26 protein-coding genes and 1 tRNA gene are annotated in these 23916 nt (G+C 69.7%); 19 read left to right on the plus strand and 8 right to left on the minus strand.

The annotated features are described in order from the left end of the window. From yajC to queA, 3 genes are all read right to left on the minus strand, one after another. Window positions 1–333: a preprotein translocase subunit YajC gene (gene yajC, locus LWH48_RS03365; protein WP_161430555.1), complete on the minus strand. Its 333-nt coding sequence runs from the start codon at window positions 331–333 to the stop codon at window positions 1–3. 100 nt (window positions 334–433) lie between these two features. Next, window positions 434–1552 (minus strand): tRNA guanosine(34) transglycosylase Tgt, encoded by a 1119-nt coding sequence (tgt, locus tag LWH48_RS03370; RefSeq protein ID WP_442908294.1) that lies wholly within the window; start codon window positions 1550–1552, stop codon window positions 434–436. A gap of 31 nt (window positions 1553–1583) precedes the next feature. Beyond that, entirely contained in the window at window positions 1584–2618 is a 1035-nt protein-coding gene (gene queA, locus LWH48_RS03375; protein ID WP_232911272.1) for a tRNA preQ1(34) S-adenosylmethionine ribosyltransferase-isomerase QueA, read from the minus strand. A gap of 113 nt (window positions 2619–2731) precedes the next feature. Between queA and LWH48_RS03380 the strand changes: the two genes are divergently transcribed. The 3 genes from LWH48_RS03380 to LWH48_RS03390 all read left to right on the plus strand — a co-directional run bounded on the left by LWH48_RS03380 (window position 2732) and on the right by LWH48_RS03390 (window position 3624). Next, window positions 2732–2818: transfer RNA gene (locus LWH48_RS03380), tRNA-Leu, on the plus strand. 174 nt (window positions 2819–2992) lie between these two features. Beyond that, the gene (locus tag LWH48_RS03385; protein WP_232911273.1) at window positions 2993–3322 is read left to right on the plus strand and encodes a type II toxin-antitoxin system RelE/ParE family toxin; all 330 of its coding nucleotides are present in this window, start codon (window positions 2993–2995) and stop codon (window positions 3320–3322) included. Continuing rightward, window positions 3319–3624: an addiction module antidote protein gene (locus LWH48_RS03390; protein WP_023006604.1), complete on the plus strand. Its 306-nt coding sequence runs from the start codon at window positions 3319–3321 to the stop codon at window positions 3622–3624. Before LWH48_RS03385 ends, LWH48_RS03390 begins: the two co-directional genes overlap by 4 nt. 8 nt (window positions 3625–3632) lie before the next feature. On the opposite strand, the gene LWH48_RS03395 is transcribed toward LWH48_RS03390, so the two are convergent. After that, entirely contained in the window at window positions 3633–4229 is a 597-nt protein-coding gene (locus tag LWH48_RS03395; protein WP_232911274.1) for an exopolysaccharide biosynthesis protein, read from the minus strand. Then, a complete protein-coding gene (locus tag LWH48_RS03400; RefSeq protein ID WP_232911275.1) occupies window positions 4219–4374 on the minus strand; it encodes a hypothetical protein in 156 nt (51 codons plus the stop codon). Before LWH48_RS03400 ends, LWH48_RS03395 begins: the two co-directional genes overlap by 11 nt. Before the next feature lie 206 nt (window positions 4375–4580). On the opposite strand from LWH48_RS03400, the gene rnk reads away from it, so the two are divergent. The 3 genes from rnk to LWH48_RS03415 all read left to right on the plus strand — a co-directional run bounded on the left by rnk (window position 4581) and on the right by LWH48_RS03415 (window position 6951). Further along, entirely contained in the window at window positions 4581–4994 is a 414-nt protein-coding gene (gene rnk, locus LWH48_RS03405) for a nucleoside diphosphate kinase regulator (protein WP_023006601.1), read from the plus strand. 10 nt (window positions 4995–5004) lie between these two features. Next, window positions 5005–5625 carry a LysE family translocator gene (locus LWH48_RS03410; protein WP_232911276.1) on the plus strand — a complete coding sequence of 207 codons (621 nt, stop codon included), beginning with the start codon at window positions 5005–5007 and terminating at the stop codon, window positions 5623–5625. A 99-nt stretch (window positions 5626–5724) separates the two neighbouring features. Further along, window positions 5725–6951: an EAL domain-containing response regulator gene (locus LWH48_RS03415; RefSeq protein ID WP_161430605.1), complete on the plus strand. Its 1227-nt coding sequence runs from the start codon at window positions 5725–5727 to the stop codon at window positions 6949–6951. Here LWH48_RS03415 and LWH48_RS03420 read toward each other — a convergent pair. Beyond that, window positions 6891–8591, minus strand: a complete 1701-nt coding sequence (locus tag LWH48_RS03420) for an acyl-CoA dehydrogenase family protein (protein WP_232911277.1) — start codon at window positions 8589–8591, stop codon at window positions 6891–6893. The two genes, LWH48_RS03415 and LWH48_RS03420, sit on opposite strands and share 61 nt — an antisense overlap. 114 nt (window positions 8592–8705) lie before the next feature. On the opposite strand from LWH48_RS03420, the gene LWH48_RS03425 reads away from it, so the two are divergent. The 5 genes from LWH48_RS03425 to LWH48_RS03445 are packed head-to-tail and all read left to right on the plus strand — an operon-like array spanning window position 8706 to window position 13745. After that, the gene (locus LWH48_RS03425; protein WP_232911278.1) at window positions 8706–9251 is read left to right on the plus strand and encodes an NUDIX hydrolase; all 546 of its coding nucleotides are present in this window, start codon (window positions 8706–8708) and stop codon (window positions 9249–9251) included. Further along, window positions 9248–10174: an AAA family ATPase gene (locus LWH48_RS03430; protein WP_161430611.1), complete on the plus strand. Its 927-nt coding sequence runs from the start codon at window positions 9248–9250 to the stop codon at window positions 10172–10174. Before LWH48_RS03425 ends, LWH48_RS03430 begins: the two co-directional genes overlap by 4 nt. A gap of 2 nt (window positions 10175–10176) precedes the next feature. Further along, window positions 10177–11103, plus strand: a complete 927-nt coding sequence (locus LWH48_RS03435; RefSeq protein WP_232911279.1) for a DUF58 domain-containing protein — start codon at window positions 10177–10179, stop codon at window positions 11101–11103. Then, window positions 11100–13205, plus strand: coding sequence for a transglutaminase family protein (locus tag LWH48_RS03440; protein WP_232911280.1), 2106 nt, complete (start codon window positions 11100–11102; stop codon window positions 13203–13205). Before LWH48_RS03435 ends, LWH48_RS03440 begins: the two co-directional genes overlap by 4 nt. Before the next feature lie 54 nt (window positions 13206–13259). Further along, entirely contained in the window at window positions 13260–13745 is a 486-nt protein-coding gene (locus LWH48_RS03445) for a glutathione peroxidase (protein ID WP_161430615.1), read from the plus strand. Window positions 13746–13798: 53 nt separating this feature from the next. Here LWH48_RS03445 and LWH48_RS03450 read toward each other — a convergent pair whose 3' ends face one another. Beyond that, window positions 13799–14188 carry a DUF7079 family protein gene (locus tag LWH48_RS03450; protein ID WP_232911281.1) on the minus strand — a complete coding sequence of 130 codons (390 nt, stop codon included), beginning with the start codon at window positions 14186–14188 and terminating at the stop codon, window positions 13799–13801. Window positions 14189–14361: 173 nt separating this feature from the next. Here LWH48_RS03450 and fabV point away from each other — a divergent pair, with 173 nt between their 5' ends. The 3 genes from fabV to LWH48_RS03465 all read left to right on the plus strand — a co-directional run bounded on the left by fabV (window position 14362) and on the right by LWH48_RS03465 (window position 16894). Beyond that, the gene (gene fabV, locus LWH48_RS03455) at window positions 14362–15585 is read left to right on the plus strand and encodes an enoyl-ACP reductase FabV (RefSeq protein WP_232911282.1); all 1224 of its coding nucleotides are present in this window, start codon (window positions 14362–14364) and stop codon (window positions 15583–15585) included. A gap of 53 nt (window positions 15586–15638) precedes the next feature. After that, window positions 15639–15842, plus strand: coding sequence for a hypothetical protein (locus LWH48_RS03460; RefSeq protein WP_232911283.1), 204 nt, complete (start codon window positions 15639–15641; stop codon window positions 15840–15842). A gap of 95 nt (window positions 15843–15937) precedes the next feature. Continuing rightward, on the plus strand, window positions 15938–16894 hold the full coding sequence (locus tag LWH48_RS03465; protein WP_232911284.1) for a GlxA family transcriptional regulator: 957 nt from the start codon (window positions 15938–15940) through the stop codon (window positions 16892–16894). On the opposite strand, the gene LWH48_RS03470 is transcribed toward LWH48_RS03465, so the two are convergent. Continuing rightward, window positions 16895–17512, minus strand: a complete 618-nt coding sequence (locus LWH48_RS03470; RefSeq protein ID WP_232911285.1) for a class I SAM-dependent methyltransferase — start codon at window positions 17510–17512, stop codon at window positions 16895–16897. Between the two features lie 170 nt (window positions 17513–17682). Here LWH48_RS03470 and LWH48_RS03475 point away from each other — a divergent pair, with 170 nt between their 5' ends. The 5 genes from LWH48_RS03475 to astB are packed head-to-tail and all read left to right on the plus strand — an operon-like array spanning window position 17683 to window position 23891. Further along, entirely contained in the window at window positions 17683–18897 is a 1215-nt protein-coding gene (locus LWH48_RS03475; protein ID WP_232911286.1) for an aspartate aminotransferase family protein, read from the plus strand. Between the two features lie 20 nt (window positions 18898–18917). Next, complete coding sequence (locus LWH48_RS03480) at window positions 18918–20006, plus strand: arginine N-succinyltransferase (RefSeq protein WP_161430627.1); 1089 nt, start codon at window positions 18918–18920, stop codon at window positions 20004–20006. Then, window positions 20006–21052, plus strand: a complete 1047-nt coding sequence (gene astA, locus LWH48_RS03485; RefSeq protein WP_161430629.1) for an arginine N-succinyltransferase — start codon at window positions 20006–20008, stop codon at window positions 21050–21052. Before LWH48_RS03480 ends, astA begins: the two co-directional genes overlap by 1 nt. Then, on the plus strand, window positions 21052–22521 hold the full coding sequence (astD, locus tag LWH48_RS03490; RefSeq protein ID WP_232911287.1) for a succinylglutamate-semialdehyde dehydrogenase: 1470 nt from the start codon (window positions 21052–21054) through the stop codon (window positions 22519–22521). Before astA ends, astD begins: the two co-directional genes overlap by 1 nt. Further along, window positions 22518–23891 carry an N-succinylarginine dihydrolase gene (astB, locus tag LWH48_RS03495; RefSeq protein WP_232911288.1) on the plus strand — a complete coding sequence of 458 codons (1374 nt, stop codon included), beginning with the start codon at window positions 22518–22520 and terminating at the stop codon, window positions 23889–23891. The genes astD and astB overlap by 4 nt, the downstream gene beginning before the upstream one ends. Window positions 23892–23916: the final 25 nt, after the last annotated feature.

Below are 23916 nucleotides of genomic sequence, written 5' to 3' on the forward strand. Positions count from 1 at the left end.
TCAGATGGACTTGATGGTGCCCTTGGGCAGCACGGCGGCCACGGCGCTCTTCTGCACGTTGACCTGGGTGCCCTCGGCGATCTCCATGGCCAGGAACTCGCTGTCGTCGCTGACCTTGGTGATGCGCCCCAGCATGCCGCCGCCGATGACGACCTCGTCACCCTTGGAGAGGCCGGCGATCAGCTGCTTGTGCTGCTTGGCGCGCTTGGCCTGGGGGCGCCACAGCAGGAAGTAGAAGATGGCAACGAAGCCGACCAGCATGACGATCTGGGCGATGCCACCGCCGGCGGGAGCGTCCTGGGCGTAGGCCGGCGCGATAAAGAAATCCAGCATGGATGTGGGTCTCCTGGTTGGGATGGGTAAGGGGGTCTGCCGCGCCTTTGCGGGGCAGTGGCAACCGGTGCCCGGCCCTCAGGGCGCGCACCGGTGGCTGTCAATTCGGGGCGGGAGGCACCGGCAGGCCGCGCCGGGCATAGAAGCCTTCCACGAAGTGGGTCAATGTACCCGCTTCAATGGCACCGCGCAAACTGGCCATCAGTCGCTGGTAGTGGCGCAGATTGTGGATCGTATTGAGCATCGAACCGAGCATCTCGCCGCAGCGATCGAGGTGGTGCAGATAGGCCCGGGAGAAGTGCTGGCAGGTGTAACAGTCGCACTCTGCCTCCAGCGGGCCGGTGTCGTGGCGGTGCTTGGCGTTGCGGATCTTCACCGTGCCCTCGGCCGTGAACAGGTGGCCGTTGCGCGCGTTGCGGGTCGGCATCACGCAGTCGAACATGTCGATGCCACGGCGCACGCCCTCCACCAGGTCCTCGGGCTTGCCCACGCCCATCAGGTAGCGGGGCTTGTCTTCCGGCATCCAGGCGGGAAGGTAGTCGAGGACCTTGATCATCTCCTCCTTGGGCTCGCCCACCGAGAGGCCGCCGATGGCCAGGCCGTCGAAGCCGATCTCCTGTAGCCCCGCGAGGGAGCGCTCGCGTAGCTCCGGGTACATGCCACCCTGGACGATGCCGAACAGCGCCGAGGGGGAGCTGCCGTGGGCCTCCCGCGATCGGCTTGCCCAGCGCAGCGAGCGCTCCATTGAGAGGCGCGCCTCCTTCTCGGTGGCGGGGTAGGGGGTGCACTCGTCGAAGATCATCACCACGTCGGAGCCCAGTGAGCGCTGTACCGCCATGGACTCCTCCGGGCCCATGAAGACCTTGGCGCCGTCCACCGGCGAGCGGAAGTGCACGCCCTGTTCGGTGATCTTGCGCATGGCGCCCAGCGAGAAGACCTGGAAGCCGCCGGAGTCGGTGAGGATCGGTTTCTGCCACTGGGCGAAGTCATGCAGGTCGCCGTGGGCCTCGATCACCTCCATGCCGGGACGCAGCCACAGGTGGAAGGTGTTGCCGAGGATGATCTCGGCGCCGATCTCGGCAACCGACTCCGGCGTCATCCCCTTGACGGTGCCGTAGGTGCCCACCGGCATGAAGGCGGGTGTCTCGACGCTGCCCCGGGGAAAGGTGAGGCGGCCGCGGCGCGCCCGGCCATCGCTGGCCAGGCGCTCGAAGGTCATGAAGCATTCATCACGCATGATCGGTCTCGGGTCAGGAACGCTGGCGGGTCAGGAACATGGCATCGCCATAGCTGAAGAAGGCGTAGCGCTCGGCCACCGCCTCGCGATAGGCGGCCAGGGTGGTGTCGTAGCCGGCGAAGGAGGCCACCAGCATCAGCAGGGTGGACTCCGGCAGGTGGAAGTTGGTGATCAGGGCGTCCACGCAGCGCCACTCGTAGCCGGGATAGATGAAGATGTCGGTCTCGCCGCGGTAGGGAGCGATCTCGCCGGCCGCGTCGGTGGCGCTCTCCAGGCAGCGCACGCTGGTGGTGCCCACGGCTATCACGCGGCGGCCCGCGGCCCGCGCGGCCCGCACCTGCTCGCAAGTGGCCTCGTCCACCTCCAGCCACTCGCTGTGCATCTGGTGCTCGCGGATATCGTCGACGCGCACCGGCTGGAAGGTGCCGGCGCCCACGTGCAGGGTGACGAAGGCGCGCTCGATGCCCTTCTCGGCAAGTGCCGCGAGCAGCGGCTCGTCGAAGTGCAGCCCGGCGGTGGGGGCGGCCACCGCGCCGTCGCGACGCGCATAGACGGTCTGGTAGCGCTCGCGGTCGCTGCGCTCGTCGTCGCGGTCGATATAGGGTGGCAGCGGCATATGGCCGTGGCGCTCGAGGAGCTCGATCAGCGGGGTGTCGCCGAGGAAGCGCAGCTCGAACAGGGCGTCGCGGCGACCCTCCACCACGGCACGCACATCGCCCTCGAAGATCAGCTCGGTACCGGGTCTCGGGGACTTGCTGGAGCGCAGGTGGGCCAGGCCGCGGTGGGCATCCAGGGGACGCTCGAGGAGCATCTCCACCTTGCCGCCGCTGGCCTTGTGGCCGTGCAGCCGCGCCGGGATCACCCGGGTATCGTTGAACACCAGCAGGTCGCCGGGTTCGAGGAGCTCGAGCAGGTCCGGGAAGCGACGGTGGGTCAGCGTGCCGCTCGTGCCGTCCACGCACAGCAGCCGGCAGTCGGTGCGCTGCTCGGAGGGATAGCGGGCGATCAGCTCGTCGGGAAGCTCGAAATGGAAGTCGGCGCGCTGCATGCGGTTCGGGGTCCGGTGGTTTCTGGCAAGCCGCCTAGGATACCGGCTCGCTGGCGCGAAGTCAGGCCCGAGATTGACCTGCCGGGCGGCCCACGTATAATGCTCGCGGCGTTGCCGGCGTGGCGGAATTGGTAGACGCAGCGGATTCAAAATCCGCCGGGCGCAAGCCCTTGTCGGTTCGAGTCCGACCGCCGGTACCAGCCCCTCTATCATGACGACGGCCGCCTGCCTTCCCCGCAGGCGGCCGTCAGCGTTTTCGCCGTTACCTCTCGCTTCCACGTTACCCAAGGAGCAGAGGGAGGGCGTCGTCAGCGCCTTCTTGAGGCTGTCTCCTTGCATGCTTTTGTAGTTTTTAAGCTACAATGCGCCCGATGATGGAGCTTACGCATTACCTCACCGCTGACGGCCACGATCCGTTTCAAGCCTGGCTGGATGCCACCAAGGGCAAGGATCGTCAGGCAGCCATGCGGGTGCTGACTCGTCTCAACCGTTTGGCCGCCGGCAATGCCGGCGACACCAAGGCCGTTGGAGATGGAGTGCTGGAGCTTCGAATCGACTACGGCCCTGGCTACCGCGTGTATTACGCCAAGGTGGGCAGACGCCTGGTGATGTTGTTGATCGGTGGCACCAAGAAGCGCCAGCAGGCTGACATCGAGCAGGCGAAGGCGTTTCTGAAAGACCACCGGAGGAGAGCGCGAACATGAAAAGCCACGACACTGCTGTAATCGAGATGCTGCGTGATGACCCTGGCATGGCGGTCGATTACCTGCGGACCGCCTTCGATGAGCTGGACGAGGAGGGGGGAGAGTCTGCCTTTCTGCTGGCGCTGCGTCATGTGGTGGAAGCCCAGGGCGGCATGGCTGCCGTGGCTGAGCGTGCCAAGGTCTCACGCGAGAGTCTGTACCGGGCATTGTCACCCAGGGGGAACCCGACCCTGCGCACCATGACCGCCGTCATCAAGGCGACCGGCATTCACTTCCACGACCTGACCCGCGCCGCCTCCTGACCGCCGCGTTACCCCATCACGCTTACCACCACGATGGCCAGGGTGCCCCCGGTCAGCAGGTAGCCCGCCAGGGCGAAGAGGCCGTCATCGGCGAGCAGTGCCAGGCCGAACAGGGTCAGGGCGAGGCCGGCGCCGTTGGCGCTGAACGGGATGAACTCCATGGGCGGCATGGCCAGCGCGATCACCAGGCAGATCAGGGCCACGGCGAAATGGGCCGGCGGGCGGGTGAGCGCCGTCAGGCGTTGATGCAGCAGGCGGTCCGTCCAGGCCGCCGGGCGTTCCAGCCAGGCCAGCACGCGATGGAAGCGCGGCCGTGACACCCGGCGCTGCAGCAGCCAGTGCGGCAGCCAGATGCTGCGTCTCCCGGCCAGCAGCTGGCTGCTCGCGAGCAGCACCAGGCTGGCCATCAGCGTCGGCACGCCCGGCACGTCGCCGACCAGCGGTGCCAGGGTCACCAGCCCGGCGAGCAGCAGGAAGGGGGCGAAGCTGCGACGGCCGACGGCCTCCAGGATGGCGCCGAGGCTGACGCTGGCTTCTCGAGATCCGGCTTGCCTGACCCGCTCCAGCAGGGCGCTCAGGCTGGTGGGTCCCCGCTCAGCGGCCACGTTGGCGGCGCGTGACCAGTAGCAGGATCCCCAGCAGTACCAGCACGGGGCCGACGAAGCCCACCGGGCTGGCCGCTTGCCAGCCCACAAAGGGCAGCAGCACGCCGAGGCCGATCATCAACCAGGCGAAGAGTCGAACCGACATGGGGCACTCCATAGCGAAAGGGGCTCCAGTCTAGCCGCTGGTGAAGAGGGCTGCAGCCCGGAGCCGGGCGACAGGACTGTTGCACCGTCGCAGGATGTCGTATGGTGGTGGTTCACAGTCCTTCGCCCGCTTGCGGGTGGAGGGCTGTTTTCGTTGGATACCACGATAAGCGTACAAACAACGTTTATCAGCGTTCAGGAGGTGCCATGCAGTCCCGTCCCCCGCTCATCATCAACCGGCTCGATGCCGATCGTCTGCAGCGCCTGATCGATGAGGCCAGCGACAAGGATCTCTTCGTGGCTGATGCCCTCGAGCAGGAGCTCGAGCGCGGCGAGGTGGTTGATCCCGAGGAAATTCCCGAGGATGTGGTCAGCATGAACAGCCGCGTCCAGTTCACCGACCTGGCCCGCGGGCGCCAGATGATTCGCACCCTGGTCTATCCTCGCTCGCTGGGCGATGTGGAAGATGCCATCTCGGTGATGGCACCGGTGGGCGCCGGCCTGATCGGCATGCGGGTCGGCGACACCATCGACTGGCCGCTGCCCGATGGCGGCCAGGTCCACCTGCGCGTGGATGCCATCCTGTGGCAGCCCGAGCGCGAGAAGCAGTACCACCGCTGAGGCCTCTGCTATGCCCTTTTCCCTGTGGCTCTCCCTGGCAGCGGTGTGTGCCATGGGCGCCATGTCGCCGGGCCCCAGCCTGGCCATGGTGCTGCGCCACACCCTGGGTGGCGGGCGTGTCCCGGGTGTCGTGGCGGGGCTTTCCCACGCCCTGGGTGTCGGCTTCTATGCGCTGCTGACCGTGTGGGGGCTGGGGGCGCTGATCGTGCGCCAGCCCATGCTGTTCCAGGTCATCACCTGGGGCGGTGCGGCTTACCTGGCCTGGCTGGGTATCCGGGCGCTGCGTGCCGGACGCGCCGGCCCGCTGGAAGCCGGGGCGGCGACCACCACGCGGCGTCAGGCGGCCCGCGACGGAGTGCTGGTGGCACTCGGCAACCCCAAGCTGATTCTGTTCTTCATCGCCCTGCTCAGCCAGTTTGTCACGCCCGGCATGAGCCTCGCCGGCCAGGCGCTGATCGTGCTCACCGCCATGATGATCGATGGCGCCTGGTATGTGCTGGTGGCTCTGGGGCTCTCTCACTCCCGGGTACTGCCCTGGCTGCAGGCCCACGCCCACTGGATCAACCGCGCCACCGGGGTGCTGCTGCTGGCGTTGGCGGCACGGGTGATCAGTGGCCCGCTGGTCGTCTGACCGGCAGGTACCAGCGTTGACGAAGGATCGTCGGGGCGTGTGTGAGGGGCCTGGGGGAGTGGTAGGCTCAGTGATGAATTCGCTGCGCAGATCCTGCCGATGAACGAGACGTCACAAGCGTCCCAGGCTCTTGCCCTGGTGCTGGAAGCGGACATGGAGGTGGCCGCGGTGCTCTCCCTGCAGCTGGAGGTACTGGGCCTGGAGAGCCGCTACTATCGCCACTCCGCGCACCTGCTGGATGAGGTGGTCAGGCGTCCCCCGCAGCTGGTGGTCATGGGTCTGGAGGTGGGCAGCGAGGATGGCATCGCGCTGCTGCGCCGCCTGGCGGCGACCGGCTACCGGGGGTGGGTGCTGCTGCTCTCCGGCGTGGAGCGCAAGATAGCGCGCATCGCCGAGCGGGTGGGGCAGACCCTGGGCTTGCATATGCTGGGCTGCCTCGACAAGCCCATGCGCCTGGCCGACCTGCGCCGCTGCCTGGGCAGCCTGCGGGTGGGACGCGAACCGCCCGCCGAGGTGACTGGCGACCCGGTATTCTCCAGTGAGGAGCTTGAGCTGGCGCTACTGCGCCAGGAGCTGACCCTCCACTACCAGCCCCAGTTCGAGCTCTCCTCCGGGCGCCTGAGTGGCGTGGAGGCGCTGGTGCGCTGGGCGCATCCCGAGCTGGGCCTGATCGGCCCCGCGGGCTTCCTGCCCCTGCTCTCACCGGAGCAGGGCAAGCGACTGACGCGCCACGTGCTGGAGATGGCCCTGAGTGATGCGGCGATCTGGCATCGCCAGGGCGTCATGCCGTCGCTATCGGTCAACGTGACCCCCGATGACCTGATGTGTCCTGACCTGCTGGCGCTGACCCGGCACCGGCGACCCGGTGACCCGCCGCTGGTGCTGGAGGTGACCGAGACCGCCGCAATGCACGATGATCTGCTGGGCAGCGAGGTGGCGGCACGCCTCTGCCTGGGTGGGCTGGAGGTCTCGGTGGATGACTTCGGCGTCGGCTTCTCGTCGCTGTCGCGGCTGCAGCTGCTGCCGATCAGCGAGCTCAAGGTCGACCGCAGCTTCGTCCGTCACCTGCATGAAGAGTCCCAGGATGCCGCCATCGTCGAGGCGGTGGCACTGTTGGGTCGCAGACTCGGTATCCGAGTGGTGGCCGAGGGGGTCGAGGACCCGGGAGTGCTGGCGCTGCTCGACCGCTTCGGCTGCACCCATGTCCAGGGCTTCGGGCTCGCTCGACCGATGCCAGCCGGGGATATCCTGGAGCTGGGGGCCACTCAGGACGCGATGCGTTTCAGTACCTCCGCCACGGGTGAGCCGCTGGGCAGCACGCCGTAGGCGGGGCCCGCCTCGCTACCCAGCCGTGCCCGGCAGAAGGTCTCGCCGACCGCATTCGGTGCATGGCGCAGCAGCAGCGCTCCCTGCAGGCACTGGGCCAGACGCTGGGTGAGCCAGCGCGCCCGCGGCTCGAGTTCCTGCGGAGGCGCCTCCAGCAGGTGCTCCAGGCCACCCAGGGCGTCATCCAGTTCCCCGACCTGTCCCCGCGCCGGGGCGAGCTCCTGCCATAGCGCTTCCAGTGCCTCGGGGTGGCGGGCCAGTACCCGCAGCACATCCAGGCAGATCACGTTGCCCGAGCCCTCCCAGATCGAGTTGACCGGCGCCTCGCGGTAGAGGCGCGCCAGTGGCGACTCCTCCACATAGCCGATGCCCCCCAGGCACTCCATGGCCTCGGCCATGAAGCCCGGCCCGCGCTTGTTGTGCCAGTACTTGGCCAGCGCCGGCAGCAGCCGGGCCAGGGCGCGTTCGCCCGAGTCACCGCGGGCCGCGCCGTCGAAGGCGCGTGCCGCGCGCAGCGAGAGGACCACCCCGGCCTCCACCTCCAGCGCCAGGTCGGCGATCACCGCACGCATCAGCGGCTGCTCGGCGAGTGACCGGCCGAAGGCATGGCGCGCCTGCACGTGGCGCCACGCCTCGCCGAGGGCCTGGCGCATCATGCCCACCGGGGCGCTGGCGGCATCCAGACGCGTCTGCTGTACCATCTCGAGGAGGGTGGCGATGCCACGGTCGGGCGGACCGATGGGCTCGGCCCAGGCGCCGCGGTACTCGATCTCCGCCGAGGCGTTGGCGCGGTTGCCGCACTTCTCCTTGAGTCGCTGCAGTTCGATGGCGTTGCGCTCGCCATCGGGGGTGAAGCGCGGCACCAGGAAACACCCCAGCCCCGCCTCGGTCTGCGCCAGGGTCAGGAAGGCGTCGGACATGGGGGCGCTGCAGAACCACTTGTGGCCGGTCAGTCGCCAGCCGTCGTCGGTCGGCTCCGCCCGCGTCGTGGCGAGGGGTTCGTTTTGCGTGGCGGCGAGTGGGTCGGCTCGCGTGGAATTGCTACGCACATCGCTGCCGCCCTGTTTCTCGGTCATGGCCATGCCGAAGGTGAGCCCCCGCTTGTGCGCCGCCGGCAGCGCCCGCGGGTCATGGTGGCTGGCCAGCAGGCCGGGCGCCCAGTGGGTCTCCACATGCGGGGAGTGACGCAGTACCGGCATGGCGGCGTGGGTCATGGTCACCGGGCAGCAGAAGCCCGGTTCGGCCTGGGTCAGCAGGTAAAGGGCGGCGACATGGGCCTGGTGGCCGCCGTGCCCCTCCTCCTGCCAGGCCACGGCGTGCCAGCCGCCCTCGATGGCCAGGCGCATCAGCTGGTGATAGGCGGGGTGGTAGGTCACCTCGTCCAGTCGCCGGCCGTGGCGGTCGAAGAGGCGCAGCTCCGGCGGGTGGCGGTTGGCCGCCTCACCCAGCGCCTGGACCCCCTCGCTGCCGGTCTCGCGGCCCAGTGCGGCGAGCCGTTCGGCGACCCACGCCGGGGCCTCCCGGGCCAGGGCCTCGCGCAGCGGAAGGTCCTCGGCGAGCAGGTCGCGATCGCCGGCCGGGGGTGGCTGGTTGGCCACCTCATGGGTGGCCAGGCGGTGACGGGGTGCATAATCGGGCATGGCGGGTCTCCGCATCGGCGGCCTTGACTGAGCATGGAAGTCGCGATGCCCACGGTCAACGTGACGCCACGTCACCGACTGGTTAGGCTTGGGGCATTTCCCGGGGAGACGCCGATGATCGAAGAACCGCGCGACGCGCGCCTGCCGGCGCCGCATGTTGCCCGCGAGCGTATCCAGCTGGTGGACGCCCGCAATCGCCCCTGTGGCAGCGCCTGGCGCGCCGAGATGCGCCGTTTCCGGTTCTGGCACCGTGCCACCTACGTGGTGGTGGTCAACGCCCGCGGTGAGCTCTGCGTGCAGCGCCGCACCCTGACCAAGGAGGTCTTCCCCGGTGGGCTCGACCTGGCCGCCGGCGGTGTGGTGGGGGCCGGCGAGGCGGTTCACCTGGCGGCCCGCCGCGAGCTCGAGGAGGAGCTGGGCATCCGCGGCGCGACGCTGGTGCCGGCAGGTGGCTTCGTGCATGCCCGGGGCGGCAACCATATCTTCGGCAGCCTCTATCGGGTCGAGCATGACGGGCCGCTGACGCTCCAGGCCGAGGAGGTGGCCGAGGCGTTCTGGCTGCCGCCTGCCGAGGCGCTGGCGCTGGCGGAGGTAACCCCGGACACCCGCCAGGCGGTGGAGGTGCTGCGTGACGCGGGATTGCTGGGGGCGGCGTCATGAATCGGCCGGCCAGCCTCAACGAACTGGACGCCGTGCTGGCGGCCCTCGAGGGAGTGGTGCTGGGCAAGTCCCGGGAGGTGCGCCTGGCGCTCTGCTGCCTGCTGAGCCGCGGCCACCTGCTGATCGAGGACCTGCCGGGGCTGGGCAAGACCACCCTGGCCCAGTCGCTGTCGCGCGTCACCGGCCTGGACATGCAGCGGCTGCAGTTCACCAGCGACCTGCTGCCCGCCGATGTGCTGGGTGTCTCGGTGTTCGATCCGCGCGAGGCGCGCTTTACCTTCCATCCCGGGCCGATCTTCCATGGCGTGGTACTGGCCGACGAGATCAACCGCGCCACCCCCAAGACCCAGAGTGCGCTGCTCGAGGCGATGGAGGAGGGTCGGGTGACCGTGGAGGGCGAGACCCGCTCGCTGCCCGACCCGTTCTTCGTCATCGCCACCCAGAACCCCCAGGAGCAGGCCGGCACCTTCGCGCTGCCGGAGTCCCAGCTCGACCGTTTCCTGATGCGCCTCTCGCTGGGTTACCCCGACGCCCGCGCCGAACGCGAGATCCTGCGCGGTCGCGCCGGCCGCGAACGCCTGGCCGAGCTGCCGGCGCTGCTCGATGCCGAACGGCTGCGCGCCTGGCAGGCGCGGCTGGGCTCCATCCATGTGGCCGAGGCGCTGCTCGACTATGTGCAGGCGCTGGTCACCGCCAGCCGCGAGCACCCGGAGCTGGCCTGGGGGCTCTCCACCCGGGGTGCCCTGGCGCTGCTCCAGGCGGCCCGTGGCTGGGCGCTCCTCGAGGGACGCGACCACGTGCTGCCCGAGGACGTCCAGGCGGTATGGGTGCCGGTGGTGGGGCATCGCCTGAGCAGCGGCCGGCGCGAGGAGGGCGAGGCGCTGGCCCGCCACCTGCTGGCCCGCGTGCCGGTGATGGGCTAGCCGTGCTGTCCCGGGCGTCTCGCCAGCGCTGGTGGCGGCGGGCGGCGATCGCGCCCGGTACGTCGCTGCCCCAGCGCCGGCTGTTCCTGCTGCCTACCCGCTTCGGCCTGGGCTGGGCGGTGCTGGTCCTGCTCTTGCTGCTGTTCGGCATCAACTACCAGAACAGCCTCGCCTACGGGCTCTCCTTCTGGCTGTTTGCGGTGGCGGCGGTGGCCCTGCTGCGAACCTGGAGCAACCTGCTCGGCGTGCGTGCCAGCCTGCGCCTGCCCGCTGAGACCTTTGCCGGGGGCGAGGCGCGCCTGGGAGTGATGCTGGATGGCGGGCGTGCACGCCACGCCATCGAGGTCCATGCGCCTGAGGCATCCGCCTCGGTCTCGCTGCCCGAGGGGCACGGCGAGGCGGACCTGGCCTTGCCGGCCGGCGCGCGCGGCGAGCATCCGCTGCCGCTGTTGCGCCTGGAGAGCGCCTGGCCGCTGGGCCTGGTGCGCGCCGTAGCCTGGCTGGCGAGTGACGAGACGCTGCTGGTCTATCCCCGGCCGCTGGCCGACGAGATTCCCGAGCACCGCCAGGCCGGGGCGGGACTCGAGGCCACCGACTTCGCGGGCCTGCGCCGGGCCGAGCCCGGCGACAGCCCGGCACGGCTGGCCTGGAAGCAGTGGAGCCGCACCGGCGTGCTGGCGGCCAAGGCCTTCAGCGTGCCGCCCCGCCAGCAGCTGTGGCTGGACTACGATGCCTGTCGTGGCGACCCCGAGACGCGCCTGTCGATCCTCTGCGCGCGGGTGCTGGCCCACCACCAGGCCGGCGATCGCTACGGGCTGCGCCTGCCGGGAGTGACCCTGGCCCAGGGAGAGGGAGCTGCCCAGCGGTGCCAGGCGCTGACGGCGCTGGCGCGCTTCCGCCCCGCTGGCACGCCGGGAGGTGTGCGATGAGCCGGCATGCGGCGCCGCCGGCGGTACTGGCCGACGGCCGCGCCCTGAGTGCGGCCATGCTGCGTCGGCTGTTCGTCGGCCAGTGCCTGGTGCTGGCCCTGCACCTGGCCTTCATGCCGGCCTGGCTGGCCGGTCTCGCCGCCCTGGTGGCCGGCTACCGCTACCTGCAGCTGCGCCGTCGCCTGCCCCGGGCCGGGGTCGTGCTGCGCCTGGCCGGCGTGGCGGTGCTGACCGGCGGCCTGTGGTTGCACTACGGCACCCTGGGGCGCATGGAGTCGATGATCGGCCTGCTGCTCGGGGTCTACCTGCTCAAGTTGCTCGAGACCCATAACCGCCGCGATGCCCGGGTGGTGGTGCTGATCGGTATGGTCGCCACTACCGTGGCCTTCCTTCACGACCAGGGCATTCCCATGGCCGCCGGCGCCCTGCTGGCGGTGGCCTGGCTGATGCACTCGCTGGTATGGCTGGCCGGTGCCACCCGTGCCCGCCAGGCATGGCGCGAGAGCGCCTGGCTGCTGGGGCTGGCGGCGCCGCTGATGGTACTGCTGTACCTGGTCTTCCCGCGGATCGGGCCGCTGTGGAACCTGCCCCAGGCCGAGCGAGCCGCCACCGGGCTCAGCGACGAGATCGCCCCGGGGGACATCGCCGAGCTGTCGCGCAGTGACCGGCGCGCCTTCCGGGTGCGCTTCGAGGGCGCCGAACCGGCCCCCGATGAGCGCTACTGGCGGGTCTATACCCTCTCCGAGTTCGATGGCGAGCGCTGGCGCCGGCTATCGCCGGAGCGTCTCGCCGCCGGCCTGGGGCGGGAGCTGCGCGACCTGGTGGCCGAGGGGCCCCGCTCGCCCTGGCCGGATGCCACCGAACCACGCTTCACGGCGGAACTGCTGCTGGAGCCCGACAGCCGCCCCTGGCGGCCCGCGCTGGGGACGCCGCTGGAAAGCGACGAGCGCCTGCGCTGGCTGGCCGATGGCACCGTGGAGGGACTCGTGCCGCTCGCTTCGCGCAGCCTGCTGCGCCTTTCGAGCAGTGGCCTGGCGCCGAGCTGGCCCGAGCCCCTGGGGGAGCGTTGGCACACCCGGCTGCCGGACGATGCCAACCCGCGCAGTCGCGCGCTGGCCGAGCGGCTGTGGCGCGAGGCCGAGGGCGAGCCTCGCGCCTTCCTGGCGGCACTCATGGCACGCTTCGGCGAGGCGCCATTCCGCTATACCCTGTCGCCGCCGCGGCTGACCTCCCGCGACCGGGTCGACGAGTTCCTGTTCGATAGCCGTGCCGGCTACTGCACCCACTACGCCTCGGCCATGGCGGTGCTGGCCCGGTCGGTGGGGCTACCGGCACGTATCGTTGCCGGCTTCCTGGGCGGCGAGCGCCATCCCGACGGCCATTTCACGGTGCGCGACTACGATGCCCACGCCTGGGTGGAGGTGTGGCTGGACGGTGCCTGGCAGCGCCTCGACCCCACCGCCGCCATCGCCCCGGAGCGCATCGAACAGGGGGCCGAGGCGGTGGAGGATGGTGGCGACGCCTTCCTGGCCGACTCCCCCTTCTCGCCGCTGCGCATGCGCGAGCTGGGTTGGGTCAATCGACTGCGTCTGGACTGGGAGCGTCTGGAGTATCGCTGGCAGCGCGGGGTGATCGGCTATCGCGACGAATCGCGCAGCGCCTTCCTGGCCCGGGTAGTCGAGCGGCTGCACGCCTTGTGGGGCGCCCTGCTGGGTCTGCTTCCCGGGCGCGGCCTCCTGGCGTGGCTGGTGGGCCTGGCACTGGCCCTCGGGGCGCTGGGTGGAATCGCGGGTGGCCTGGGGCTCGCCTGGCGCCGCCATCGGGAGGGACGCGACGAGGCGCTGCGAATCCGCCGGCTGCAGGCCTGGCTTGCGCAACGCGGCATGCCGCCCCACGACGGCGAGTCGCCGGCCGCTCACCTGCGCCGCCTGGCCGACTCCACCGGTGCCGCCGGGCCGGCGCTGCGTGACTGCGCTCACCAGCTCGAGCGGCTGCGCTATGCGCCCCTGGGAGCAGCGGAACGTCGCACCCGGCGCCGGGTCCTCGGGCGGCGCGTCGCCGAGGTCCGCCGCCGGCTCGCCAGGCAGGGCGTCACGGGGTAGCGCCGCCGCGGGTGGCGTGGCATCGTGAAGGTCATCGACCATCAAGGCCCGCGCATGTCTATCCACGACCATCAATGCCGCACCGCCCAGGGCGAGTCCTTCAACTTCGGCGCGCTGCGTGGCCAGGTGCTGCTTATCGTCAACGTCGCAAGTCGCTGCGGCTTCACCCCCCAGCTGCGCGAGCTCGAGCGACTCTATCGTCGCTACCGCCATCGTGGCTTCATGGTGATCGGCTTTCCCTGCAACCAGTTCGGTCGCCAGTCGCCGGAGTCTGCTCAGGAGTTCTGCGCCCTGAGCGCCCGGGACTACCAGGTGAGTTTTCCGCTGATGGAGAAGGTGAGGGTCAACGGCAGCGACGCCCATCCACTGTTCGTCGAGCTCAAGCGCGAGGCGCCCGGTTTGCTGGGCACCGGCCTGGTCAAGTGGAACTTCACCAAGTTCCTGGTGGGGCGCGATGGCCGGGTGATCCGTCGCTTCTCGCCGCGCGACGGCGAGGACGAGCTGCGCATCGCGCTGGAGCTGGCGCTGGATGAGGCTTGAGGGAGTGGCGGCCGATCAGCTCGTTCCAGCCTGATGTTGCGTGAGTCGGGTCATCATGGGGGTGTCTCGCCGCGCTCCACCATCAGGCGGCCGATCAGCTCGTTCCAGCGATGCCGGGTCATCATCGTGGTCAGCCCCGAGAACAGCGCCCAGCTCTTGCGCCGCCAGCCCTTGAGGCGCAGGTTGTGGGCCACCAGCTGCTTCATCAGCTTGTAGTCGTCGAACGACCGCCATTCGCCGACCATCGACATCTGGTAGCGAGCCAATACCGGCGCCAGCTCGATGCGGAACACCCACTCCAGCTCGTTTACCGTGAGCGCGTGGCGCTCGATGACTTCGAGCATCTGGGCGTAGTCGCGCTCGCCCGGTTCGCGCTCCAGCCACAGCGGCGCCAGCGCCAGCCACAGTTCGCCGCGTTCGTCGACCAGGGTCTGGGCATCCATCGTTCGCTCCCGAGTATCATCGCTAGGGTAACCGCCGTCAGGCTGGCATCCTGCCCCAGGCGCCGCCCGGGCTCAAGGGCGGACAGCGGCGGACGTGACCGCTAGAATAGGACGATTACCACTCCATGACAGGGCGGCGGCGTCCGCTCACGATACCAACAGCGAGGTCTGACGTGATCATCAAGCCCAAGGTACGCGGTTTCATCTGCACCACCACCCACCCCGCCGGTTGCGAGAAGAATGTGCTCGAGCAGATCGAGGCGACCCGCGCACGGGGTCTGGACAAGGCCCTGGGTGACGGGGAGCCGCGGCCGAAGAAGGTGCTGGTGATCGGCGCCTCCAGCGGCTACGGCCTGGCGGCGCGCATCACCGCGGCCTTCGGCTACGGCGCCGATACCCTGGGGGTGTTCTTCGAGAAGCCCGGCAGCGAGAAGAAGCCGGGAACCGCCGGTTGGTATAACAGTGCCGCCTTCGACCGCTTCGCCAAGCAGGAAGGCCTCTACAGCAAGTCGATCAACGGCGATGCCTTCTCCCACGAGGCGCGCGAGAAGGCCATCGAGCTGATCCAGCAGGACCTGGGCCAGGTCGACCTGGTGGTCTACTCGCTGGCCTCGCCGGTGCGCAAGCTGCCGGACTCCGGCGAGCTCAAGCGCTCCAGCCTCAAGCCGATCGGCGAGACCTACCGTGCCACCGCCATCGATACCAACAAGGACACTATCATCGAGGCCGAGGTGGAGCCCGCCACCGAGCAGGAGATCGAGGATACCCGTGCGGTGATGGGCGGCGAGGACTGGGAGCTGTGGATCGACGCCCTGGACCGTGCCGGCGTGCTGGCGCCTGGCGCCCGCAGCGTGGCCTTCAGCTACATCGGCACCGAGATCACCTGGCCGATCTACTGGCACGGCGCCCTGGGCAAGGCCAAGGAGGACCTGGATCGCGCCGCCGGCGAGATCGACAAGCGCCTCTCGGCTACCGGCGGTGGCGCCAATGTGGCGGTGCTCAAGTCGGTGGTGACCCAGGCCAGTGCGGCCATCCCGGTGATGCCGCTCTACATCGCCATGGTCTACAAGGTGATGAAGGAGAAGGGGCTGCACGAAGGCACCATCGACCAGCTCAACCGCCTGTTCGGCGAGCGGCTGTATCTTGGTGAAGGGCAGGGCGGCGCCGATACCGACGAGGCCGGCCGTCTGCGCCTGGACGACTGGGAGCTGCGTGACGATGTCCAGCAGGCCTGCAAGGAGCTGTGGCCAAGGGTGACCACCGAGAACCTCTTCGAGATCACCGACTATGCTGGGTACAAGCACGAGTTCCTGAAGCTGTTCGGCTTCGAGCGGGATGATGTCGACTATGATGCCGACGTGGATCCCGTGGCGGAATTCGATGTCGTAACCCTGTAAGGGCAGGGCGTCCACAGCGTCCTGCCGGTTTTCCCGCAGACCCGGAGGGCGCCATGGATACCCGCGAGAGCCAGACCCCCGAAGAGGAGCTTCAGCACCTCAAGGAAGTCAGCCAGCCCGAGGACTATGAGCATCCCGAGCCCGACGAGACCCAGCCCGAGGCCCGGGAGCCATCCCGTGGCTTGCCTTGGGTTCTGCCGCTTGTAGTCGTGGTAGCGGTTGCCGTGGTGGGCTTCATGCTGCTGACCGGCCTCTAGGGGTGGGGCGATAGCCTTGCCGAAGCGGCCGTGGAGGCTGTCTCGGGCAGAGGCTTTGGCTACAATGGGCGACCCTGTCGTTCCGAGAGCCCCGCATGCCCGACGTAACAACCACCAGCACCGCACCTGTCCGGCGCCGGGTAGGGGTGGTGGTGCTGCCGGGGTTCTCGCTACTGGCCGAGGCCTGTGCCACCGAGCCGCTCGCGGTGGCCAACCGCCTGGCCGGTACTTCCCTCTATTCCCTGGTTACCCTGGGGCTGGACGGTCGTCCGGTCCCCAGTGGCTCCTCCCAGGTGCTCAACCCCGACCGTGCGATTGCCGATGACGACGCCTTCGACCTGCTGCTGGTGTGCGCCCCCTGGGGTGAGCCACCGAAGGCGGCGCTGGTTGCCTGGCTGCACCGGCTGGTCGCCCAGGGACGAAGCCTGGCGGGAGTCGGTGGCGGCGCCGAGCTGCTGGCCAACGCGGGGCTGCTCGACGGCTACCGCGCCACGGTGCCCTGGCCGCGCTTCGAGGCGGTGGCCGGCGCTCATCCGGGCATCCGCCTCTCGCGTCAGCTCTTCGAGATCGATCGCGACCGCCTGACCTGCGGCGGTGGCACCGCGGCCATGGACATGATGATGACCCTGATCGCCAGCCATCACGGCAGCGAGCTTGCCGAGCGAGTCTCGGCCCACTTCGTGCTGGAGCGGGTGCGCATGGCCGACGAGCCCCAGCCGGACTCACCGCTGGCCGGCGCCCCCCAGAGCCTGGTCGATGCCGTGGCACTGATGGAGGCCAACATCGAGGAGCCGCTGACGACCCATGAGTTGGCCGAGCACCTGGGGGTCTCCCGGCGCCAGCTGGAGCGACTTTTCAAGAAGCACCTTCGGGCGGTGCCCAGCCGCTACTACATGGGCCTGCGCCTGCAGCGTGCCCGGCGGCTGCTGCGTGAGAGCGAGCAGCCGGCCGGCGAGATCGCCTTGCTCACCGGCTTCTCTTCGGCGGCACACTTCTCCACCGCCTATCGCAATCACTTCGGCGTGACACCCCGAGAGGAGCGACTCGGCTGATCAGGCTGGCCTGGCCAGCAGTGCCCGGAACAGCGAGCCCATCATCACCGGGGTGTCCTGCTCGATGACGAAGCCGCCGGTTTCGAGCAGCGGACGAGCCTGGCGGGTGATATCGGTAGCGATGGCCGAGGTCAGGGCGTTCAAGGCTCGGCGCCCCATGCCAGCCGGGTGGTCATCGGGCTGGAACTTGTCCATCACGCAGAGCTGGCCCTCGGGGGCGAGCACCCGGTGCGCCTCGGCAAGGCCGCGGGCGGGGTCGGGCATCACCGCCAGGATCAGGTGCATCACCACGACGTCGAAGTGGTCGTCGGGATACGCCAACTGCTCGGCATCCATCTCCTCCGCCTGCACGTCCATGCCAAGCGCTTCGGCGCGGTGTTCCAGGCGCCGCACCATGGCCGGCGACAGGTCGGTGGCGTGCAGCTCGATGTCTCTGGGCAAAAAGGGGAGGTCGAGCCCGGTGCCGGCTCCTACCAGCAGCACGCGCATGCCGGGGTGCCAGAGTACCTGGCTGAGGGAGGCGCGCCGCGCGCGCCGGAAGGCTCGCTCGGCCACGGCGTCATAGATCGGTGCGTAGAGGCTGTAGCGGCGGCGATTCCAGCCGGTGGTGTTGAACATGCCTGGCTCCTTGCGGGGGAACGATTCCAGACTAGCGCAGCCGGCCGAAGCGGGGGGGGGCTTTTTCACAAGTTGCCGTCCCATCGGTGAAAGCGTCATGCCGCTTGCCTCCCTATACTCGAAGGCTGGCGCATCCCGGATGCGCCTTCCCGACTTCACAGGAGGATGTCATGAGCCAGACCCCGACCCGCGCCGACTTCGATCGCTACATGGTGCCGAACTACGCCCCCCAGCAGGTCATTCCGGTGCGCGGCGAGGGCAGCCGCCTGTGGGACCAGCAGGGCCGAGAATATATCGACTTCGCCGGCGGCATCGCCGTCAACGGCCTGGGTCACTGCCACCCGGTGCTGGTCGATGCCCTGAAGGAGCAGGCCGAGCGGGTCTGGCACCTCTCCAACGTCTATACCAACGAACCGGCGCTGGCCCTGGCCCGGGCCCTGGTGGAACGCACCTTCGCCGACAAGGTATTCCTGTGCTCGTCCGGCGGCGAGGCCAACGAGGCGGCACTCAAGCTGGCGCGGCGCTGGGCCTTCAATCAGGACGGCGAGCACAAGCACCGCATCGTCTCCTTCGGCCAGGCGTTCCACGGGCGTACCTTCTTCACCGTCAGCGTGGGCGGCCAGCCCAAGTATGCCCAGGGTTTCGGTCCGGTGCCCGGTGGCATCGTCCACGGCGAGTACAACAACCTCGACAGCGTGCGCGACCTGATCAACGACGACACCTGTGCGGTGATGGTGGAGCCGATGCAGGGCGAGGGCGGCGTGCTGCCCGGCCAGCGTGAGTTCCTGCAGGGGCTGCGTGACCTGTGTGATGCCCACGACGCCCTGCTGATCTTCGACGAGGTGCAGACCGGCGTGGGCCGCACCGGCTCGCTCTACGCCTACCAGCAGCTCGGCGTGATCCCGGATATCCTGACCAGCGCCAAGGCGCTGGGCGGCGGTTTCCCGGTGGGCGCCATGCTGACCACCGATCGCGTCGCCCCGGCCTTCACGATGGGCACCCACGGCTCCACCTACGGCGGCAACCCGCTGGCCTCGGCGGTGGCCCTGGCGGCGGTGGAGTACATCGACACCCCCGAGGTGCTGGAGGGTGTCCAGCGCCGTCACGACCTCTTCCGCGAGCACCTGGAGGCGATCAATGCCCGCCACGGGGTGTTCAAGGAGATCCGCGGCATGGGCCTGCTGGTCGGCGCCGAGATGAGCGAGGCCTGGCGCGACCGCGCCAAGGACATCCTGCCGCTGGCCATCGAGGAGGGCCTGATGGCGCTGATCGCCGGCCCCAACGTGCTGCGCATGGCGCCCTCGCTGGTGATTCCCGAGGCCGATATCGCCGAAGGCATGGCGCGCCTGGAGCGCGCCGTGGCACGCCTGGTCGCCGCGTCATGAACGGCAGGGGCGACGCCGCCATGCTCGTCGTGCGACCCATCGCGCCGGCCGACCTGCCCGCCCTCGAGCGGCTGGCGGGGGAGGCCGTGCCGCGGCTCACCAACCTGCCGGCCCATCGTGACCGCCTCGAGGAGCGCATCGCCCGTTCACGTCAGGCCTTCTCCGCGGCGGTAGAGTGTCCCGGGGATGAGCACTACACCTTCGTGCTCGAGGATCTGGCCCGTGGTGAGGTGGCGGGTACCGCCACGGTGCGTGCCCAGGCCGGGGCCCTGGACGCCTACTACACCTATCGCCAGGAGACGCTGATCCACGCCTCCCAGCAGCTCAACGTGCGCCGCGAGGTGCAGACCCTGGCGCTCTCCCACGAGGTCTCCGAGGCGAGCCTGCTGTGTGCCTACTCCCTGGCACCGCGCTATCGCGGCACCAGCGCCGAGAGCCTGCTGCGCCGGGCGCGACTGATGCTGATCGCCCAGTACCCCGAGCGCTTCGCCGCGGTGCTGGCGTTGGCCTTCCCCGGCTTCCTGGACGAGGCCGGCGAGTCGCCATTCTGGAACAGCGTGGGGCGCCACTTCTTCGTGCGCGACTTCGAGGAGATCAACTACCTGGCCGGCGTGCGCTCGAAGAGCTTCATCGCCGAGGTGATGCCGCAGTTCCCGCTCTACCTGCCGCTGCTCACTCCCCAGGCGCGGGCCGCCATCGGTCGCGAGCACCCGGACCACGAGGAGGCCCTGGCGGAGATGCTGGCCGAGGGCTTCCAGCGTTCGCGCCACGTCGACATCTTCGACGCCGGCCCGGTGATCAAGGCCGAGCGCGAGCGGCTGCAGAGCTTCCGCCGCGCGGCCTGGCATCCGGTGCGCATCCGTCCGTCCCACGCCTTGCCCGATGCCGAACCGGCCATGGTCGCCAACCAGCGCCTGGCCGACTTCCGCTGTGTGGTGGCGCGCTATGCGCTGTCGCCCACCGGCCAGCTGATGCTGTCGGAAGAGCATGCCGAGGTGCTCGGCGTGGAGGAGGGCAGGGCGGTGCTGGCCGCGCCGCTGGCCCTGCCCGGTGGAGACGGTGAGAGCGCCGAGGCATATGACCCGGGCTATGACGAGGGGGAGCTGTGATGCGTATCCGACCCATCGCCGAGGGCGACCTCGAGGAGCTGCAGGCCCTGGCCCGGGAAACCGGTGTGGGCTTTACCTCGCTGCCCGACAATCGCGACTTCCTGGCCGCCAAGATCACCGCTACCGAGGAGGCCTTCCTCGAGCGCACTCCGCCGGGGCTGCGCAACTATTTTTTCGTGCTCGAGGACGAGGCCAGCGGCCACCTGGCCGGCTGTTGTGCCATCGAGGGCGAGGTAGGGCGCGAGGTGCCCTTCTATCACTACCGCCTGGGGACCCTGGCCCACTCCTCGGTGCAGCTCGACCTGCATCGCACCATCGACACCCTCTTCCTGTGCTCGGACCATACCGGCGACGCCGAAGTGGCCTCACTGTTCCTGCGCCCGGCCTACCGCGGCGGCGATCGCCGCCACCAGCGCAACGGCGCGCTGCTCTCCATGGTGCGCTGGCTGTTCATGGCCGAGTTTCGTGACCGCTTCCCCGACAAGGTGCTGGCGGAGATGCGCGGGGTGTTCAACGGTGAGGGCAAGAGCCCCTTCTGGCAATGCCTGGGCAGCCACTTCTTCCCGCTGGACTTCGATGAGGCCGACCGCCTGACCGGGCTGGGCCAGAAGAGCTTCATCGGCGAACTGATGCCCAAGTTTCCCATCTATACTCCCTTCCTCTCCGAGACGGCGAGAGCCTGCATCGGCCAGGTGCACGAACAGACCCGACCAGCCCTGGCCATGCTCAAGAAGGAGGGGCTGCGCTGGGAGGGCTACATCGACATCTTCGACGGCGGGCCCACCGTGGAGGCCTATGTCGACGACGTGCGTGGCGTGCGCCTGTCGCGACGCGCCACCGTCACCGTCGATCCCGCGCTTGGCGAGGCAGGCGAGCGCCCGCGTTGGCTGGCCGCCACCACCGAGATGGCGCACTTTCGCGCCGCCTGGGTGGGGCGCGGCCCCGATACCGAGGGTTGCCTGCGCCTGAGCCCCCCGGAGGCGGCGCGCCTGGAGGTCGAGGCGGGCGCCACCCTGCGCATCCTGGATACCGAGGAGGAAGCCTGATGAAGCCGACACACTCCCTGCTGATCGGCGGGCACTGGCGCGACGGCGCCGGCGAACGCTTCGCCAAGCATGACGGCGTTTCCGGCGAGCGACTGTGGCAGGGGGCTGGCGCCGACGCCGAGGACGTCACCGCCGCGGTGGCCGCGGCCCGCGAGGCGTTCCCCGCCTGGGCGAAGACACCATTCGCCGAGCGCCAGGCACTGGTGGAGCGCTTCCGCGAGGTGCTCGAGGGACATCGCGAGGACCTCGCCGCCGCCATCGCCCACGAGACAGGCAAGCCGCTATGGGAGGCACGCACCGAGGTGGGCGCCATGATCGGCAAGGTGGCACTCTCGCTGCGCGCCTACCGGGAGCGCACCGGCGAGCGCGAGCGCGACCTGGGCGAGGCGCGCGCCGTGCTGCGCCATCGTCCCCACGGCGTGATGGCGGTATTCGGCCCCTACAACTTCCCCGGCCATCTGCCCAACGGCCATATGGTGCCGGCGCTGCTGGCCGGAAACAGCGTGGTATTCAAGCCCAGCGAGCAGTCGCCGCTCACTGCCGACCTGACCCTGCAGTGCTGGCAGGAGGCGGGCCTGCCGGCCGGCGTGATCAACCTGGTACAGGGCGGGGCCGAGACCGGCCAGGCGCTGGCCGCGAATCCCGACATCGATGGCCTGCTGTTTACCGGCAGCGCCAGGGTGGGTGGCATCCTGCATCGCCAGTTCGCCGGCCAGCCCGGCAAGATCCTGGCCCTGGAGCTCGGCGGCAACAACCCGCTGGTGATCAAGGACGTGCCCGACCAGGACGCCGCGGTGCTGACCATCCTGCAGTCCGCCTTCCTCTCCGGCGGCCAGCGCTGCACCTGCGCGCGCCGCCTGATTGTCCCCGAGGGCCAGGTGGGGGATCACCTGCTCGACGCCCTGGCGGACGCCATCTCGCGGCTGCGGGTGGCCGCGCCCTTCGCCGAGCCGGCCCCCTTCTACGGCGGCCTGGTGAGCGTGGCCGCCGCCGACGGCCTGCTCGAGGCCCAGGCGGCGCTGGAGGCCCAGGGCGGCACGGTGCTCGCGCGCATGGAGCGTCTGGAGGAGGCCACCAGCCTGCTCAGCCCGGCGCTGATCGACGTCACCGGCCTCGAGGTGCCCGACGAGGAGCACTTCGGCCCGCTGCTCAAGGTGTATCGCTACCGCCACTGGGACGAGGCGATCGCGCTCGCCAATGACACCCGCTACGGCCTCTCCGCGGGGCTGATCGGCGGTGAACGCGCCGACTGGGACGACTTCCTGCTGCGCATCCGCGCCGGCATCGTCAACTGGAACCGCCAGACCACCGGCGCCTCCGGCGATGCCCCCTTCGGTGGGGTGGGCGAGAGCGGTAACCATCGCCCCAGTGCCTATTATGCGGCGGATTACTGCGCCTACCCGGTGGCCTCCATGGAGAGCGAGGAGCTGCACCTGCCCGACCAGCTGCCGCCGGGGGTGAGCCTGTGAGCCAGCACGCCGGCGGCAATGTCCGCGAGGTCAACTTCGACGGCCTGGTGGGGCCGACCCACAACTACGCCGGTTTGGCGCTGGGTAATGTCGCCTCCATGCGCCACGGCGGCCTCGAGGCCAACCCCCGCGAGGCCGCCCTGCAGGGGCTGGCCAAGATGAAGTCGCTGATGGACGCCGGCTACGTCCAGGGCGTGCTGCCGCCCCAGCAGCGCCCGGACCTCGGCGCCCTGCGCGCCCTGGGCTTCACCGGCAGCGACGAGCGGGTGCTGGCGCGGGCCGCCGGCGATGCGCCGCAGGTCCTGCGCGCGGTGTGCTCCGCTTCCAGCATGTGGACCGCCAACGCCGCCACGGTGACGCCGAGCCTCGATGCCCCGGATGGTCGGGTGCACTTCACCCCGGCCAACCTGCAGTCGAGCTTTCACCGTTTCCTGGAGCCCGCCACCACCGGGCGGGTGCTTGCGGCGATCTTCCGCGATCCGGCTCGCTTCGCCCATCATCCGGCGCTGCCCGCCACCCCGGCGTTCTCCGACGAGGGCGCGGCCAACCATACTCGCCTGGCCGGCGACCACGGCGAGCCTGGGGTACACCTCTACGTTTACGGCCGGGAGGCCTTCGGCTGGGGCACCGAGGAGCGCCCGGCGCCGCGGCGCTTCCCGGCGCGCCAGACCCTGGAGGCGAGTCAGGCGGTGGCCCGCCAGCACGGCCTTGCCGAGTCGCAGGTGGTTTTCGCCCAGCAGCACCCCGAGGCCATCGACGCCGGGGTCTTCCACAACGACGTGATCAGCGTGGGCAACGGCCCGGTGCTGCTCTACCACGAGATGGCCTTCCTCGACGAGGCGGCTACCCTGGAGGCTCTACGCCAGCGCATGAACGCGCCGCTGATCCCGGTGCGCATCCCCGCCGAGGCGGTGAGCCTGGCGGATGCGGTCTCCTCCTACCTCTTCAACTCCCAGCTGCTCAGCAACCCGGACGGCAGCATGACCCTGGTGGTGCCCGGGGAGTGCCAGGAGAACGAGGCGGTTTGGCGCACCCTGCAGGACCACCTGCTGGCCGGGGCCAATCCCATCGGCGAGGTGGTGGTGAAGGACGTCAAGCAGAGCATGCGCAATGGCGGCGGCCCTGCCTGCCTGCGCCTGCGTGTGGTGCTTTCCGCCGAGGAGCGCACCGCGCTCTCCGGCCGGGTACTGCTCGACGATGCCCTCTATGCGCAGCTTGTGGCATGGGTGGAGCGCCATTACCGCGACCGTCTCAGCCCGGAAGATCTTGCCGACCCGGCGCTGGCCAGGGAGTCGTTGGCGGCTCTGGACGAGCTGAGCCATGTGCTCGGTATCGGCAGCGTCTATCCCTTCCAGCTGGAGGGGGCGTGACACGTCAAGGGAGCAGCGAGGAGCC

Source organism: Halomonas sp. G15, assembly GCF_021282295.1.
Lineage (GTDB): Bacteria > Pseudomonadota > Gammaproteobacteria > Pseudomonadales > Halomonadaceae > Halomonas > Halomonas alimentaria.